Consider the following 13,591-nt stretch of genomic DNA (forward strand, 5'->3'; position numbering starts at 1 on the left):
GCCGGGCCCGGCAGCCCCGCGCGGGTTCAGTGCCGGACGAGGCGGTCCGCCGAGCGGGCCACGAAGAACAGCAGCCCGGCCGTGAGCAGTGCCGCCATGACGGCCACGTAGAGCGCCGACCGCGCGTCGGGGCCGTGTGCGAGGGCGGCGTTCAGTACGAGGGTGAGGCCGGTGACCGAGACCAGCGGGCCGGCGGCGTACCACGCGGCGAACAGGAACGGTCCGGGGCCGCCCATCGGCGTGGCGCCGCCGACGAACAGCAGGTCCGTGCGCGCCGGGCCGCGGCACGCGCCGAAGACCGCAGCCGCCGCGAACGGCACCGCGCACAGCGGCATCAGCAGGAGTGTCCACGCCGCGCCGGCCAGCGCGTACGGCACGGCCGCGAGCAGCCCCAGCGCCGCACCGAGCACCGCGGGCACGACCGCATGATGCAGCATCAGCGTCCGCAGCCGGAACGGTGACCAGGCCGCCCGCCGTACGTCGTCGGTCTCCAGGCGGGCCGGTTCGGCGAGGGCGCCGACCGCCGCGTACCCGCACAGCAGCCCGACGGCCAGGCCGAGTACGCGCTTCTCGCCCGCCGTCGCCGCGCCGAGACCCGCCGCCGCGGCGGCAGCGGCCGTCCAGGTGGCGGCGCGGCCCAGCCGGCCGGGCGAGCGCAGCAGGGCCAGCAGGTCGCGCCGGATGACGACCAGGTGCCGGTTCCGCGGCGGCGGCAGGCGGAACCGGCGCTTCGGCGGCTCGCCGCCGGCCTCCATGACGGCCAGTTTCGCGGCCCGCAGTTCCAGGGCGAACACCCCGGACGTGACAGCCGTGGCCGTCGCCGCACGGCTGCGCAGCTGGGCGTTGGGTACGTACGCGGCGTCCCGGTGGGCGTACACGACGGCCGCCGCGGTGACGGCCACGAGGAGAGCGGCCGCGGCGGGCCAGGCCGGTGCCGGTCCGCCTGTCGCGGCCACGACAGGCTGCGCTGCCCAGCCCCAGGGCCCGGACCACAGTTCGGCCAGTTCCAGAGGCGCCCAGCGGTGACCGGCGCCGGCCAGGGCAGCCTGGCCCGCGCTCAGCGCCAGCAGCAGGGTGACGGGCGCGGTCGATCGCCGTACGTACCGTGCGAGGTGCGGCCTGCGCTCCACCACCATGCCGAGCGATACGGCCAGCAGCGGCAGGCAGAGCGCTGTCGGGAGCAGGGCCGGGAGTCCGCCGCCGAACGACACCAGGCCGGTGACCTGGAGGACCACCGCGGCGGCCACCGCCACCAGCAGCCCAGCGGCCACGGCCAGCCCGGCCGAGAGCCGGAAGGCGGGCCGCAGCACCGCCCCGCGCCGTACGGGCTGGGCGAGGAGCCAGCCGGCGGCCGGCCCGGACACCACGACCGGCCCGCGCCACAGCGCGTCCCGCGCGGCGAGCAGGGCCAGTCCGAGGGTGACGGCGACGAAGGCGGCCGGCAGGGTGCGCTGGAGGTCGGCGCCGAGGCTGCCGTGGTCCGCGCCGAGCTTCAGTTCGCTCAGGAAGCGGTGGGCGTAGCCGCTGCCGTACCCGAGGGCCGCGAGGACGACGCAGTACACGAGAACGGCCTGGTCGCGGCGGCGCTGCCGGTGGTGGGCGCGGCGCTTGGCGCGCAGCCAGCGGAGTGTCTCGGGGGTGCGGTCGTCGTCGGCCTCGGTCCAGACGGCCTGCTCCTCGGTCTCGTACGGGGAGGTGGTCTCTTCCGCTGTCATGAGCGGACGCCCAGCTTCTCCAGCACCTGTGCCGGGCTGCCCTGCTCGACGACCTGACCGTCCTCCAGCGCGATCATGCGGTCGGCGACCTCCAGGGCCAGCTCCGCCTGGTGCGTGGCGAGCAGGACGGCCACCCCGTCCGCCTTCTCGGCGACCAGGAGGGCGGCCAGGCGCGCGCGGGCGTCGGGGTCGAGCCGCTGCTCGGGTTCGTCGAGGACGAGCAGGTCGCGCGGCCGTACCAGCGCGGCGGCCAGCAGCAGCGACTGCAACTGGCCGGAGGAGAGCGAGCCCGGCAGCGCGTGGGCGTGCCCGGCCAGCCGCCGGTCGGCGAGCACCTGGTCGATCCAGGCCTGGGCATCGTCCACGGCATGGGCGACGGTGACGAGCTCCAGGTGCTCGCGGACGGTGAGGTCGGGGTAGCAGGCGACACTGTCGCCGACCACCGCGACCCGCGCCCGTACCTCCGGGTCGTCCTCCGCGGCCTTGCGGCCCGCGAACCGCGCCGTGCCGGTGGTCGGCGCGTCCCGGCCGCAGGCGATGCGCAGCAGGGTGGACTTGCCGGACCCGTTGTGGCCGAACAGGGCCGTGCAGCTGCCGGCGGCCAGGTCGAGGTCGATCGGGTGCAGGGCCTGCCGGTCGCCGTAGCGACGGCTGACGCCGCGCAGTTGCAGCAGCGCGTTCGCGCTGGTCCTGGCCTTCATGGGGAGTGCTTTCCGTACGCTGGATGGGTCGCACCCGACCTTAAGGCCTGGGCTCGGGGCCCGGCCGGGTGCCCGTCCGGGTACGCGGAAGGCTCAGCGGCGCCGGGCCGCTGGGCCTGGACACGGTCAACTCCTGCCGCCAGCCGACCAGTTCGTGTTCGCGGTGGCGCGGAGCCGCGGTCTGCCCGGCCGGGGCCGTGCGGGAGAGCTTCGCGCCCTCGACGTCGGGGCCGGGCAGGAGCCGGTCGAACCGGCGGGGCAGCCACCAGGCGCCCTTGCCGAGCAGGGCGAACAGGGCGGGGACGATGGTCATGCGGACGATGACGGCGTTGAAGAGCACCGCGGCCGCGAGGCCGAAGCCGATCATCTTGACGAAGTCGCCGTCTCGGCCGCGTCCCGGCCCTCCACGGTGATCGTCAGCGGCGCGTCGAACCCGGCGCCGAACGACTCCGAGAGCAGGTCGTAGGCCTTGCGCCGGGCGGTGTCGGGGGGCCATCGTGCCCTCGCCTGGCAGACCGAGCTCCAGACTGGCGGCGGAGGACCCTTACCGGCGCGAAGCCGAGCAGCGCCGGCGTAGGCGGTCGAGCCGTCCTTGCTCACCGCCCGCGTCGCGTACGCGTCGCTGACCGGGGCCACCTGTGGGGACTGCTTCAACCGCGCGGCCAGCGCCGCGACGCGAGCCTTCCGCGCGGGCGCGGTGATCTCGCCGCCCTCGGGTGCGCGGACCACGATCCGGGCGCTCGCGCCGTCGGTGCTCGCGTCGGGGGACTCCTGTTGGTGGGCGGAGAAGGGCGAGAACGCGCGGGTCTGAGCGGGACATGGCAGTGGGGCGTGGAGCGGTCCCGGTGATGGTGCCAGTTCGGCAGTGCGGTGGCGCAGCGGTTCCTGGCTCAAGCGGCGTCACCTTGGCGTCACTGCGGCGCCACCACAACGCGCCTCGCGGATTGCGTGGCGTCAAGGGAAGCCAATTTCGCGAGAAAATCGCAGGTCGGAAGCGTGTGTGCCAAATAAACGCCAAACTGGCTCGCCAAGGCGTCACCGAAGTGCCATGATGACGCCATGGACCTGACGCCCTACGTCGAAGACCTCCGGCGCGAGCTGGCTGTCGCCGCGGACGCCGGCGGTGACGATGCCCGCGCCCTCGCCGAGCGGCTCACCGCACCCCTGGAGTCCGCCGCCCGCCTGACCCTCCTCGACGCGCTGTCCGCCGCCATGGGTGAGGTCACGCGGGAGCTGGCACCGGGCTCGGTCGACGTACGGCTGCGCGGGCTCGACCCGGAGTTCGTGGTGACCGCGCAGCCCGTCCCCGAGCCGTTCCGGGAGGCGCGGGAGCCGGTCGCGGAACCCGCCGCGGCCGCGCCCCCACCGCCGCACGCGGACGTCGGCGACGGCGCCATGGCCCGGATCAACTTCCGCCTCCCCGCCCACCTCAAGGCCCGCGCCGAGAACGCCGCGGCGGCGGAGGGGCTGTCGGTCAACGCCTGGCTGGTGCGGGCCGCGTCCACCGCCCTCGACGGCGGCGAGCGCGCGAGCCCGCCGGGCCGCGGCAAGGCCACGGACGGCCGGGGCTTCACCGGCTGGGCGCGCTGAGAGCTGACACCGAACTCCGGCCTGAGGGCGAGGAGTTCAACGGCACAGGCTCATCCGCGCTCACCGGCGGACCGCCGGTTCCGCCGACATCACTCATCACCCGCCTCACCGGCGGGGCCACTCACCCACACCAAGAGGACGACACAGCCATGCCTGTTTACGAGACCCCCGAACCGATCACCGCCACCCTTGAGCTGGAATGCGGCACCGCCCGCATCACCGCCGGCAAGCGCACCGACACGGTCGTGGAGGTGCTGCCGCTCAACGGGGCCGACGACAAGGACGTACAGGCCGTACGGCAGACCCAGGTCACCTGCTCGGGCGGCCGCCTCTCGGTCAAGACACCCAAGAAGCGGTCCCCGTTCGGCAAGCCGGGCGCCATCGAGGTGAGCGTCGAACTGCCCGCCGGGTCCGAGGTCCGGGCCACCACGGGCATGGGCAGCCTCTACTGCGAAGGCCGCTTCGGGGACGTCACGCTCAAGACCGGGCTCGGCGACCTCCAGGTCGACGAGGCGGCCGGCGCCGACCTCAGGACCGCCACCGGCGACATCCGCCTGGCCCGCTCGACCGGGGACATCGAGGTCGTCGGCGCGGGCCGCACCGAGATCGGCACCGTCGCCGGCACGGCGACCGTCAAGAACGGCAACGGCGCGACCACGATCGACGAGGTCACCGGCGCCCTGACGGCCAGCGCGGCCAACGGCGACATCTCCGTCGGCACCGCGCACGGCAGCGTCGGCGCCAAGTGCGCCAACGGCCGGATCGAGATCGGCGTCGCCCACGCCGGGGTCGAGGCCGCCTCCTCCAACGGCGGCATCCGCGTCGGCGACGTCACCCGCGGCCGCATCGACCTGCGCACCTCCGTCGGCGACCTCGAAGTGGGCATCCACCAGGGCACCGCCGCCTGGCTCGACACGCACACCAAGTTCGGCGCCGTACGCAACTCGCTCGGCTCCGCGGACGGCCCCGCCGACTCCGACGAGACCGTCGAGGTGCACGCCCGCACCGCGACCGGCGACATCATCATCCGCCGCGCCTGACCGGACGTACCCCGACCCACCGCACCCGAAAGGACAGCGGCATGACCGCCACCCGGACGTCCGCGCCGACCGTCGCACCCGCGACGACGCAGGCGATCACCGCCACCGGACTGCGCAAGTCCTACGGCGACAAACTCGTGCTCGACGGCATCGACCTGACCATCGCCGAAGGCACCGTCTTCGCGCTGCTCGGGCCCAACGGCGCCGGCAAGACCACCACCGTGGAAATTCTCTCCACGCTCATCGACGCCGACGCGGGCGAGGCCTGGGTAGCGGGCCGCCACCTGACCCGGGCCGCCGACGCGGTCCGCTCCGCGATCGGCGTCACCGGCCAGTTCTCGGCCGTCGACAACCTGCTGACCGCCGAGGAGAACCTGCTCCTGATGGCGGACCTGCACCACCTCGACCGGCGCGAGGGCAAGCGGCGGGCCAGGGACCTGCTGCGCCGCTTCGACCTGTCCAAGGTGGCGGGCAAGACCGCCGTCACCTTCTCCGGCGGGATGCGGCGCAAGCTCGACCTGGCGATGACCCTGGTCGGCGACCCGCGGATCATCTTCCTCGACGAGCCCACCACCGGACTCGACCCGCGCAGCCGCCGCACCATGTGGGAGATCATCCGGGGCCTGGTCGCCGACGACGGCGTGACCATCTTCCTGACCACCCAGTACCTCGAAGAGGCCGACCAGCTCGCCGACCGCATCGCCGTGCTGGACCACGGCAGACTGATCGCCGAGGGCACCGCCGACGAGCTGAAGCAGCGCATCCCCGGCGGCCACATACGGGTGCGGTTCGCCGACGCCGGGGCCCTGGGCACCGCGGCGGGCATCTTCGGCATCGCCACGCGCGACGAGGACTCCCTCACCCTGCAGATCCCCAGCGACGGCTCCATCCCCAACCTGCGGGCCGTCCTCGACACCCTGGAGACCACCGGTGTCAGGGCCGAGTCGCTCACCGTGCACACCCCCGACCTCGACGACGTCTTCCTGACCCTCACCGGTCAGCCCCACCCCGCCGGCACCGCCGCACCGACCGAGGAGAACGTCTGATGGCCACCCTGTCCTTCGCCGCCAAGGACTCCAGGACGATGCTGCGGCGCAACCTCAAGAAGGCCCTGCGTTACCCGTCCCTGACGCTCACCGTCGTGATCATGCCCATCGCGATGCTGCTGCTGTTCAACTACGTCTTCGGCAGCGCCCTGGGCACCGGCATCAGCGGCCTGCCCACCGGCAGCGGCGAGTACATCGACTACCTCGCGCCCGGCGTCATCCTGATGGCCGCCACGTCCGGCGCCCTGACCACCGCGATCAGCGTCTGCGTCGACAAGACCGAAGGCATCGTCAACCGCTTCCGTACGATGCCGGTCTCCCGTGCCTCGTTCCTGACCGGCCATGTCGCCGGCAGCGTGATCCAGACGCTGATCAGCATCGCGCTCGTCACCGGCGTCGCCCTCCTGGTGGGCTTCCGGCCCGACGCCACGCCCGTCGAATGGCTCGCCGCGATCGGCCTGCTGGCCCTCCTGACCCTGGCGCTGACCTGGATCTGCGCCGGTGTCGGCCTGGTTGCCAAGAACGTCGAGACGGCCAGCAACATCCCGATGCCGCTGACGTTCCTGCCGTTCCTCGGCAGCGCCGTCGTGCCGACCGAGTCGATGCCCGCCGGGCTGCGCTGGTTCGCCGAGTACCAGCCGTTCACGCCGGTCATCGAGACGCTGCGCGGCCTGTGGCTCGGCACGGAGATCGGCAGCAGCGGGGTCGTCGCCCTCGCCTGGTGCGCGGGCCTGAGCCTGGTCGGCTACGTGTGGGCGCGCCGCACCTTCAAGACCGGGGCCAAGCGGTGACGCAGCCCCCGCACCACCGGCTCTGAGCGGCGACCCGCCTCAGCCGTACGCACGTTCACCGGAAACGACGACCACTGGAGAACCCCATGGCGCACGACCCGACGGCCACCGAAACCCGCGCCGCCGACGCCACCGCCGAAGAGCCGCCCACCCTGCCCACCGACCGGCGCACCGGCTGCCCCTTCGACCCGCCCGCCGAACTCACCGCGCTGAGCGACCGGCCGCTGCGCCGCATGCGCTACGCCGACGGGCACACAGGCTGGCTGGCCACCGGGCACGCCGCGGCCCGCGCGGTGCTGTCCGACCCCCGTTTCAGCTCGCGCTACGAACTCCTGCACCTGCCGGTACCGATGCCGGGCATGGAGGGGCTGACGGAGATACCGCCGGCCCAGGCCGGTGACTTCCTCGGTCTCGACGCCCCCGAGCACACCCGCTTCCGACGGCTGCTCACCGGCAGGTTCACGGTCCGCCGGATGCGGCAGCTCGCCGAGCGCGTGGAGCAGTTCACGCACGAGTGCCTGGACGCCATGGAGCAGGCCGGCCCCACCGTCGACCTGGTGGAGGCGTTCGCGCGGCCGGTGCCCGCGCTCGTGATCTGCGAACTGCTCGGCGTGCCCTACGCCGACCGGGACCGCTTCCAGGGACATGTGGCGACTCTCTTCGACCAGGCTGCGGACGCGGAGGCGAGGGGCGAGGCGTTCACCGCCGTCGGCCGGTTCATCGGTGAACTGGTGGCCGCCAAGCGCGCCGAGCCCACCGACGACCTGCTCAGCGATCTGACCACCTCCGACCTCAGCGAGGAGGAGCTGATCGGAGTCGGCGGGGTGCTCCTGGCCGCGGGACTCGACACCACCGCGAACATGCTCGGTCTCGGCACCTTCGCCCTGCTCAGCAACCCCGACCAGCTGGACGCCCTGCGCGCCGACCCGGGCCTCGCCGAGCGGACGGTCGAGGAGCTGCTGCGCTACCTCAGCGTGGCCGACCCCATCCCGCGCGCCGCTCTGGAGGACGTCGAGATCGAGGGGCAGCTGGTCAGGGCAGGGGAGACGGTGACGGTGTCCGTCCAGGCCGCCAACCGCGACCCGCTGAAGTTCCCCGAACCCGACCGGCTCGACATCCACCGCAAGGCCACCGGGCATGTGTCCTTCGGCCACGGCCCCCACCAGTGCCTCGGCCAGCAGCTCGCCCGCGTCGAGATGACCGTCGCGTTCCCGGCGCTCTTCGCCCGCTTCCCCACCCTGCGCCTCGCGGTGCCGCCGCAGGAGGTGCCGCTGCGCGACCGCGCCAACATCTACGGCGTGATCAGCCTGCCCGTCACCTGGGACAAGGAGTAGCCCGATGCGCGAGGAGCCAGAACCGCTGCGGATCGGCGTCGACCGGGACCGCTGTGTCGGCGCCGGCATGTGCGCCCTGACGGCACCCGGGGTCTTCGACCAGGACGACGAGGAAGGCCTGGTGACGCTCCTGGACCCGGCGCCGGCCCCCGGGCACCGGGCCGCGGCCCGGATGGCCGCCGGCCTCTGCCCCGCCGGAGCCATCACCCTCGACTCCCAGGAAGCCACGGGCTCGTAGCGGCCGGTGGCGCTTCCCGGAAGCCACGGACGCGTGGCAGCCCCAGCGACGTTCCGGTACCCACGGACCGGTAGCGGCCGTGAGGCTTCCCGGACCGAGAACCCCGCACCGCGCACCGGTGGGGGGCTCTCGTGTGTGCGGACCCGCCCGGCGGCCTACCGCTCCGCCCCGTCCCTGATCAGCTCGTCGGCCGGGTCGTTGACCGGCTGCGGGGTGCCCGTGAGGTCCATGACGAACAGCGGGAGGTGCAGTGCGTCGGCGCGGGAGCGGGCGTCACGGGAGTAGCCCGCCAGGGAGAAGCAGACGGCGACCGCGGAGTCGTTGAGCGCGTTGAGCCACAGGCACTCGATCTCCCGCAGCTTGGTCGCCCGGGTCGTCGGATCGACCTGGGCCACCACACCGGTGCCGCGCAGGTCCACACCGGACGCGGTGCGCTCCGGCGCCCGCGCGATGTCGGTGAAGCCCAGCCATTTCAGGTACTGGGCCGCGGCGGTGACGCAGTCGTCGGCCGTACGGATGGTGACCGGGCGGAAGGCGGGACGCAGCACCGGCGGGCGGTGCGGCGGTCCGCCGGGTGGTGCCGCGGCGGGGCTGCCGGGGGCCGGCGGGTTGGGCGGCGGCGGGGTCGGTGCGGGTACGACGGGGACGCGTACCACCGTCCCGCACACGCAGCCGGACTCCGGCGCGGGCCATTCGTCGAGCCGTCCGCAGGTGTCGCAGCGGACCTCGACCCAGGAGCTCTGCCAGGTGCGGTGCACGATCTCCACGGGTATGCCGCCGCGCAGCACCGGCATGGTCAGCGGGGCACCGCACGCGCACGGGAAGGTGGGCGGGGTGAAGGCGTTCTCGCGGCGGCATGTCGGGCAGCGCACCGGCACGCTGTCGGCCATGGCGGCTCCTGGCAGGTAGGTCGGCAGGCTCTGCTGCCGTCCATGGTCCCTCCGACGGCTCGCCTTGGGGGGACATTCACAGTGAGAGGCCGACATTACCGCAGACATATGCGTGCGGACCCGGCTTTCCGGGACCGGGCCGGACGCCGGGTCCGTGTGCGGTGGTGCCGCCCGGCGGCACGGGAGATGGGCGCGACAGGACGATCGCACCGCCGGGCGGGGTTCAGGGGGAGGGGTGCACAGGAGGGAGGCGGGACGCGGGCTCCGTGGCGCTTCCGGGGAGACGGACCGTCCTTCCTGCGGACGGTCACGACCACCGCACTGGCGTCTCCCGGGAGGCCGGGCCGTAATGGCTGCCGGCCCCCGTGGCCGTGCGCCGCGGAGCCTCGCGCCGCCTTTCCGTGCCGGCCGGCCACCCCTCAGCGGACCGGCCGGCACGGACGCGCGAGGGGCCGGACCTCCCGTCGGGCCCCTCGCGCCGACCTGGGGTCAGTCCTCGCGCAGCGCGTGCACCGCGGCCTCGACGCGCTTGCCGTACTCCGGGTCGGCCGCGTGGAAGTGGGCGAGGTTCTTCTCGACCACGTCGTCGCGGGAGACCTGGGAGAGGCCCCCGGCGATGTTCGCCACCAGGCGGTTCTTCTCGTCCTCGGACATCAGTCGGTACAGCTCGCCGGCCTGGAAGAAGTCGTCGTCCTTGGTGTGCGCCGGGGCCGCGTGGGTGCCGGTGTGGCCGGTGAGCGCGAGCGGCGCGGACAGCGGCAGGTCCGACTGGGCCGGGCCGTCGTAGGAGTTGGGCTCGTAGTTCTTGGCGTGCCGGCCGTAGGCGTTGGATGCCATCAGGCCGTCCCTGCCGTAGTTGTTCGCCACCGTCGCCTTCGGCGCGTTGACCGGCAGCTGGGTGTGGTTGACGCCCAGGCGGTAGCGGTGCGCGTCGGCGTAGGCGAAGAGCCGGCCCTGGAGCATCTTGTCCGGGGACGGGCCGATGCCGGGCACGAAGTTGTTCGGCGAGAACGCGGACTGCTCGACCTCGGCGAAGACGTTGTCCGGGTTGCGGTCCAGGACGAGGCGGCCGACGCGCTGGAGCGGGTGGTCCGCGTGCGGCCACACCTTGGTCAGGTCGAACGGGTTGAAACGGTAGTCCGCCGCCTCGGCCGCCGGCATGACCTGCACGTACAGCGTCCAGGACGGGTAGACGCCGCGTTCGATGGACTGCAGCAGGTCGGTCTGGTGGCTGTTGGGGTCCTTGCCCGACAGTTCGGCGGCCTGGTCGCTGCTCAGGCAGCGGATGCCCTGGTTGGTCTTGAAGTGGTACTTGACGAAGAAGGCCTCGCCGGCGGCGTTCGTCCACTGGTACGTGTGCGAGCCGTACCCGTTCATGTGCCGGTACGAGGCCGGGATGCCGCGGTCGCCCATCAGCCAGGTGATCTGGTGGGTGGCCTCGGGGGAGTGGGCCCAGAAGTCCCAGACGTTGTCCGGCTCCTGCTTGCCGGTGAACGGGTCGCGCTTCTGCGAGTGGATGAAGTCCGGGAACTTCAGCGGGTCCTTGATGAAGAAGACCGGGGTGTTGTTGCCGACGAGGTCGTAATTGCCCTCCTCGGTGTAGAACTTGACCGCGAAGCCGCGCGGGTCGCGGGCGGCGTCCGGGCCGCCGAGGTTGTCGGCCACGGTCGAGAAGCGGATGAACAGGTCGGTGCGTTTGCCGACGGCGCTCAGGAAGTCGGCGCGGGTGAACCCGGTGACGTCGTCGGTCACCTCGAAGTACCCGTACGCGCCGGAACCGCGGGCGTGCACGACGCGCTCCGGGATGCGCTCGCGGTTGAAGCGTGCGAGCTTCTCCAGGAGGTGCTGGTCCTGGAGGAGCAGCGGGCCACCGACGCCGGCGGTGGCGGAGTTCTGGTTGTCGGCGATCGGGGCGCCGGCCTCCGTGGTGAGACGGCGCGTCGTCGTGGGCTTCGGCATGGTGACCTTCCGTACGAGAGCGCGGAAGTCGGCTTCCGCATGTTGGAGCGTATGGAGCACCCCCACCACCGTCAACACTTTGTTGAAAAGTTGCGGGGTGGTGCTCGGGAGGGGCCCGGGAGCGGCTTTCGGGTGCGCTCAGGGTGTTCCCGGCGGCGGCGCCTGGGCGCGACAGGACAGGTGTCGGCGCCGCCGCCGGGAAGTCTTGGAGAGGTCTCGGGCCTCAGGCTCGGGCCTCGGGTGAGGTGCGCGGGACACGGGCGGCGGCCAGCAGCAGGACCGGCCGTGCGGTCGTCACGGACTCCTTACGGGCCCAGGCGACCGCGGAGCGCAGGCCGCCGGCGTCGTCCACCCGGTGCCCCGAGCAGCCGTACGCCCGCATCAGTTCCAGGGCCTGTCCGCCGCCCCGTCCGCCGGTGCCGATCGCGGCCAGCACGAACGGCACCTCGTGCCGCACCGCGACGGCCACAGCCTCGGCTGCGTAAGGCAGTTGGTCCGCTCGGGTGAGTGCGACGACTGTGGTGTCCCGGTGCCCCGACGCTTCCAAGGCCACCCGTACGCCGATCGCGGTCGCCACCTGCCGGCCGGGCGGACCGTCCCGGCCGCACACCACATACCGGCGTGTGCGGCGCGGACGGCCGCCGCTCCGCGCGCTGTGCTGCTGGTCCGCCACGTCGAACAGGACGTCGTGGCCGGCCGTTCCGTACGGCAGGTCGATCAGTACGGGCCCCGGGCGCCCCTCGCGCGCGGTCCGAAAGGCCGCGCGAAGAGCCTGCGGTACCCGGGCCGGTTCCTCGACCTGTACGGCGTACTTGGTCACCGGCCGGGCCGACCGGACGAGCGCGGCGGCGGGCACCGCTGCCCCGTCCCGGCCGGGCGGTGCGGTCCGGCCGGTCACGCAGACCAGCGGGACCGCGTCCGCGTGGGCCGTGCGCAGCCCGGCGAGCAGGCTGGTGAGGCCCGCGCCGGACCGGCCCGCCGCTCCGGGGGCCGCGGCGACGACACCGGTCCTCCCGTTCGTACGGGCCCAGCCGACCGCCATGTGCAGCGCGTCAAGGTCTTGACGTGCCATCAGGTGCCGCGCGCCGTCTCCCTGTTCGCACGCCACGTACCACGGCAAGGACGTGGCGCCGAGGGTACTGAAGACCTGCACGGCCACGCTGTCAGCCGGTGGGGTGGCCGGAGAGGCGTTCGACGCCGCGCAGGAGGGCGGAGTGGTCCAGGTTGCCGTCGCCCTGGGCGCGCAGGGCGGCGACCAGGCCGGCGACGACGCCGCCGACGGGCAGGGCGGCGCCGACGGCGCGGGCGGCGTCGGTGACGATGCCCATGTCCTTGTGGTGCAGGTCGATGCGGAAGCCCGGCGCGAAGTTGCGGGTCAGGAAGTTGTCCTTCTTGCGGGTCAGCACGGTCGAGCCGGCCAGGCCGCCGTTCAGGACGTCCAGGGCGGCACCGAGGTCGACGCCGGACTTCTCCAGGAAGACGACGGCTTCGGCGCAGGCCTGGAGGTTGACGGCGACGATGAGCTGGTTGGCGGCCTTGACGGTCTGCCCGGCGCCGTGCGGGCCGCAGCGCACGATGGTGGTGCCCAGCGCCTCGAACAGCGGCCGCGCGGCGTCGAAGTCCTCCTGCCGGCCGCCGACCATGATGGACAGGACCGCCTCGACGGCGCCGGCCTCGCCGCCGGAGACCGGCGCGTCCAGCACCCGGATACCGCGCTCGGCGGCGGCGCGGGCCAGGTCGCGGGAGGTCTGGGGGGTGATGGAGGACATGTCGATGAGCAGGGCGCCGCGGCGGGCGTTTTCCAGGATGCCGCCGGGCCCGTAGGCGACGGCCTCGACCTGCGGGGAGGCGGGGACCATGGTGATGATGACGTCGGCGTCGCGCACCGCCTCGGCGATCGAGGCGGCCGGGGTGCCGCCGGCGGCGGCGAGCCGCTCGAGCTTGTCCGCCTCCAGGGTGTGGCCGGTGACCGGGTAGCCGGCCTTGAGCAGGTTTTCGGCCATGGGCGCGCCCATGATGCCCAGCCCGATCCAGGCGATCTTCGGAAGAGTGCTCATGTGAGGGTGCCTTTCGCGAAACGGGATTCAGTGGGCGGTGGCGCGCAGCGGGCGCGGCAGCCAGGTGAAGGCGTCGGTGCTGGGCCGGTCGCCGGGCTTGTACTCCAGGCCGGTCCAGCCGTCGTAGCCGTTCTTGCGCAGGTGGTCCAGGAGGTCTTCCAGGGGCAGGGTGCCGGTGCCGGGGGCGCCGCGGCCGGGGCTGTCGGCGATCTGGACGTGCCCGGTCTTGC

General features: G+C 73.3%; 14 protein-coding genes and 1 pseudogene. 6 read left to right on the top strand and 9 right to left on the bottom strand.

Translation table 11 applies throughout. From position 1 onward, the window contains the following. Positions 1-26 precede the first annotated feature (26 nt). The 4 genes and pseudogenes from ACZ4Z1_RS32535 to ACZ4Z1_RS32550 form a co-directional block, all read right to left on the bottom strand. On the bottom strand, positions 27-1,715 hold the full coding sequence (locus tag ACZ4Z1_RS32535; RefSeq protein ID WP_468490252.1) for a hypothetical protein: 1,689 nt from the start codon (positions 1,713-1,715) through the stop codon (positions 27-29). Further along, positions 1,712-2,416: an ABC transporter ATP-binding protein gene (locus ACZ4Z1_RS32540; RefSeq protein WP_468490253.1), complete on the bottom strand. Its 705-nt coding sequence runs from the start codon at positions 2,414-2,416 to the stop codon at positions 1,712-1,714. Before ACZ4Z1_RS32540 ends, ACZ4Z1_RS32535 begins: the two co-directional genes overlap by 4 nt. Before the next feature lie 40 nt (positions 2,417-2,456). Continuing rightward, positions 2,457-2,792: pseudogene (locus ACZ4Z1_RS32545) on the bottom strand (hypothetical protein); the annotation flags it as partial. Next, entirely contained in the window at positions 2,780-3,310 is a 531-nt protein-coding gene (locus ACZ4Z1_RS32550; RefSeq protein ID WP_468490254.1) for an MMPL family transporter, read from the bottom strand. The pseudogene ACZ4Z1_RS32545 and the gene ACZ4Z1_RS32550, both read right to left, overlap by 13 nt. A gap of 165 nt (positions 3,311-3,475) precedes the next feature. Between ACZ4Z1_RS32550 and ACZ4Z1_RS32555 the strand changes: the two genes are divergently transcribed. The 6 genes from ACZ4Z1_RS32555 to ACZ4Z1_RS32580 all read left to right on the top strand — a co-directional run bounded on the left by ACZ4Z1_RS32555 (position 3,476) and on the right by ACZ4Z1_RS32580 (position 8,455). Next, positions 3,476-4,006, top strand: coding sequence for a hypothetical protein (locus ACZ4Z1_RS32555; RefSeq protein WP_468490255.1), 531 nt, complete (start codon positions 3,476-3,478; stop codon positions 4,004-4,006). Between the two features lie 149 nt (positions 4,007-4,155). Next, on the top strand, positions 4,156-5,046 hold the full coding sequence (locus ACZ4Z1_RS32560) for a DUF4097 family beta strand repeat-containing protein (RefSeq protein ID WP_468490256.1): 891 nt from the start codon (positions 4,156-4,158) through the stop codon (positions 5,044-5,046). 41 nt (positions 5,047-5,087) lie between these two features. Continuing rightward, entirely contained in the window at positions 5,088-6,092 is a 1,005-nt protein-coding gene (locus tag ACZ4Z1_RS32565; RefSeq protein WP_468490257.1) for an ATP-binding cassette domain-containing protein, read from the top strand. Beyond that, positions 6,092-6,883: an ABC transporter permease gene (locus ACZ4Z1_RS32570; protein ID WP_468490258.1), complete on the top strand. Its 792-nt coding sequence runs from the start codon at positions 6,092-6,094 to the stop codon at positions 6,881-6,883. The genes ACZ4Z1_RS32565 and ACZ4Z1_RS32570 overlap by 1 nt, the downstream gene beginning before the upstream one ends. An 86-nt stretch (positions 6,884-6,969) precedes the next feature. Further along, complete coding sequence (locus tag ACZ4Z1_RS32575; protein WP_468490259.1) at positions 6,970-8,217, top strand: cytochrome P450; 1,248 nt, start codon at positions 6,970-6,972, stop codon at positions 8,215-8,217. A gap of 4 nt (positions 8,218-8,221) precedes the next feature. Continuing rightward, positions 8,222-8,455: a ferredoxin gene (locus tag ACZ4Z1_RS32580; RefSeq protein WP_468490260.1), complete on the top strand. Its 234-nt coding sequence runs from the start codon at positions 8,222-8,224 to the stop codon at positions 8,453-8,455. A 155-nt stretch (positions 8,456-8,610) separates the two neighbouring features. On the opposite strand, the gene ACZ4Z1_RS32585 is transcribed toward ACZ4Z1_RS32580, so the two are convergent. From ACZ4Z1_RS32585 to ACZ4Z1_RS32605, 5 genes are all read right to left on the bottom strand, one after another. After that, positions 8,611-9,345: a hypothetical protein gene (locus tag ACZ4Z1_RS32585; protein ID WP_468490261.1), complete on the bottom strand. Its 735-nt coding sequence runs from the start codon at positions 9,343-9,345 to the stop codon at positions 8,611-8,613. A 489-nt stretch (positions 9,346-9,834) separates the two neighbouring features. Next, complete coding sequence (locus ACZ4Z1_RS32590; RefSeq protein ID WP_468490262.1) at positions 9,835-11,304, bottom strand: catalase; 1,470 nt, start codon at positions 11,302-11,304, stop codon at positions 9,835-9,837. 223 nt (positions 11,305-11,527) lie between these two features. Then, positions 11,528-12,457 (bottom strand): thiamine pyrophosphate-binding protein, encoded by a 930-nt coding sequence (locus ACZ4Z1_RS32595; protein WP_468490263.1) that lies wholly within the window; start codon positions 12,455-12,457, stop codon positions 11,528-11,530. Positions 12,458-12,467: 10 nt separating this feature from the next. Continuing rightward, the gene (locus tag ACZ4Z1_RS32600) at positions 12,468-13,361 is read right to left on the bottom strand and encodes a 2-hydroxy-3-oxopropionate reductase (RefSeq protein ID WP_468490264.1); all 894 of its coding nucleotides are present in this window, start codon (positions 13,359-13,361) and stop codon (positions 12,468-12,470) included. A 27-nt stretch (positions 13,362-13,388) separates the two neighbouring features. Further along, the coding region (locus tag ACZ4Z1_RS32605) for a TIM barrel protein (RefSeq protein WP_468490265.1) at positions 13,389-13,591 on the bottom strand (203 nt) is incomplete at its 5' end.

It is taken from the genome of Streptomyces sp. NPDC030165 (genome assembly GCF_055573595.1).